The 2,328-nt window shown below is 75.3% G+C and carries 2 protein-coding genes; both read left to right on the top strand.

The window, feature by feature from the left end; translation table 11 throughout:
• Positions 1-474 (top strand): ROK family protein (locus EYA84_RS30720; protein WP_131057709.1); only part of this gene is annotated, 474 nt, incomplete at its 5' end.
• Positions 475-704: 230 nt separating this feature from the next.
• Positions 705-2,328: glycoside hydrolase family 3 N-terminal domain-containing protein (locus EYA84_RS30715; protein WP_131057708.1), on the top strand; the 1,624-nt coding region annotated here is incomplete at its 3' end.

The raw sequence follows: 2,328 nt of genomic DNA, 5'->3' as shown, positions 1-2,328 counted from the left end.
CGTGGGCGCGGAGATGTGTTTAAGAGACCGGGGCCGCCCGGCGACTGCGGCGGCCGGGGCTGCCTGACCGCGCTGGTCGGCCTGCCCGCCGTGGTACGCCGGCTGCTGCCCGACGCGGAGGCCGACGGCCCGGTCACCGACTACCTGCCCGAGCTGACCCGGATCGTGGCGCTGGCCCGCCAGGACGACCCGACCGTGTGCAGCGGCCTGGCCGAGACCGGCCGGCACCTCGGTCGTGGCGTGGCCGTCCTGGCCGACCTGCTCAACCCGGAGGCGGTGGTCCTCGGCGACCACTTCGCGACGCTGGCGCCCTGGCTGCTGCCGGCGGCCCGCTCCGAACTCGCCGCGCGGGCCCACGCCCCCGGCGCCGGGGGCGTCCGACTCGACGCCTCCACCCTGGACACCGCCGCGGCGCTCGGCGGCGCCACCGCGGCCCTGGCCGTCATCGAGGCGGGACGCCTGCCGACCCGCTGACCTGGGCGCCGCGTCCCGAGTCTTGACCGGACCGGTCGATGGTGCCAACCTCGAAGCGAGCCGCTCCGCTCGGGCACCCGGGGCGGCTTGCTTTCCGCGGTTCGTCGAAGCGCTTCACCTGCGTCCGGGACGGCGACCGTCACCCCCACCGTCACCTGCGATGCCGCTCGGCCATCCGCCGTCGAAGCGCTTCGACCTCCGGCGCGCCGGGCACTGGAAGGCGATCCACCATGACCGACCGCACCCTGCCCGCACCCCGGGACCGGATCGATGACCTGCTGGCCCGGCTCACCATGCCCGAGAAGATCGGCCTGCTGCACCAGTGGCAGGCCCCGGTCCCCCGGCTCGGCCTGCGCCCCTTCAAGACCGGCACCGAAGCGCTGCACGGCGTCGCCTGGCTCGGCCAGGCCACCGTGTTCCCCCAGGTCATCGGCCTGGCCAGCAGTTGGAACCCCGACCTGATCCGGGCCGTCGGCGCGGCCACCGGCACCGAGGTACGCGCCAAGAACCACGCCGACCCCGACCGCGTCGGCCTCAACGTGTGGGCCCCCGTGGTCAACCCGCTGCGCGACCCCCGCTGGGGCCGCAACGAGGAAGGCTGGTCGGAGGACCCGTGGCTGACCGGGCGGCTCGCCACCGCGTACGCGCGGGGGCTGTGCGGCGACCATCCCGACCGGCTGCGGACCGCCCCCACGGTCAAGCACTTCCTCGCCTACAACAACGAGACCGACCGGGCCACCACCTCCAGCGACCTGCCGCCCCGGGTGCTGCACGAGTACGAGCTGCCCGCCTTCCGCGCCCCGATCGCCGCCGGTGCCGCCCTCGGCGCGATGGCGTCGTACAACCTGGTCGACGGCGTGCCCGCGCACCTGAGCCCGCTGATCGACGACGAGTTGCGCAGCTGGTCACCGGACGAACTGCTGGTGGTCGGCGACGCCGGCGCGATCGGCAACCTCACCGACCTACAGGGCCAGACACCCGACCACGTGCACGGGTTCGCCGCCGCGCTGCGCGCCGGCATCGACAGCTTCACCGAGAACCACACCGACAGCGCCCCCACCCGGCGGCGGCTGACCGAGGCACTCGACCGGGGCCTGATCACCGCCTCCGACGTGGACCGGGCGGTACGGCGCATCCTGTCCGTACGGCTGCGCCTGGGTGACCTGGATCCCCCGCACGACGACCCGTACGCCGCGACACCCGCCGACGTCGTCGACTGCCCGGCGCACCGCGACCTGGCCCGACAGGCCGCCCGCGACTCCGTGGTGCTGCTGCACAACACGGGTCTGCTGCCCCTGCCCGCCGGTACGCGGGTCGCCGTGCTCGGTCCGCTGGCCGACACCGTCCACGAGGACTGGTACAGCGGCACCCTGCCGTACGCGGTCACCACCTACCAGGGTCTGGCCGGGCGGCTGCCGCAGGTCACCACGCACCGGGGCACCGACCGGGTGGCGCTGCGGGTCGGCGACCGGTACGTGGGCTGCCCGGACACCGCCGACGGCGGCCCGTTGACCCTCGGCGCCGACGCCGCCCGGTTCGACGTGTTCGACTGGGGCCGCGACACGGTGGCGCTGCGGGCCGTCGGCAACGGCCGGCACGTCGGGGTCGACGACGACGGCGCTCTGCGCAACGACCGGCCCGGCCCGGGCGGCTGGGTGGTACGCGAGACGTTCCAGTTCGACCCGCTGCCCGCCGGCACCGTGCTGCTGCGGCACCTGGCCACCGACCGGTACGTCACCGTCGACGACCAGGGGCGGCTGCGGGTCGACGGCGACGACCGGCAGACCGCCACCGCCTTCGGCATCGACCTGGTGACCGACGGCGCCGCCGAGGCCGCCGCGCTGGCCGCCGACG

It is taken from the genome of Verrucosispora sp. SN26_14.1 (assembly GCF_004307965.1).
GTDB lineage: Bacteria > Actinomycetota > Actinomycetes > Mycobacteriales > Micromonosporaceae > Micromonospora.
Note: the sequence above shows the minus strand (reverse complement) of the source record. Positions and strands in the feature narration are given on the sequence as shown.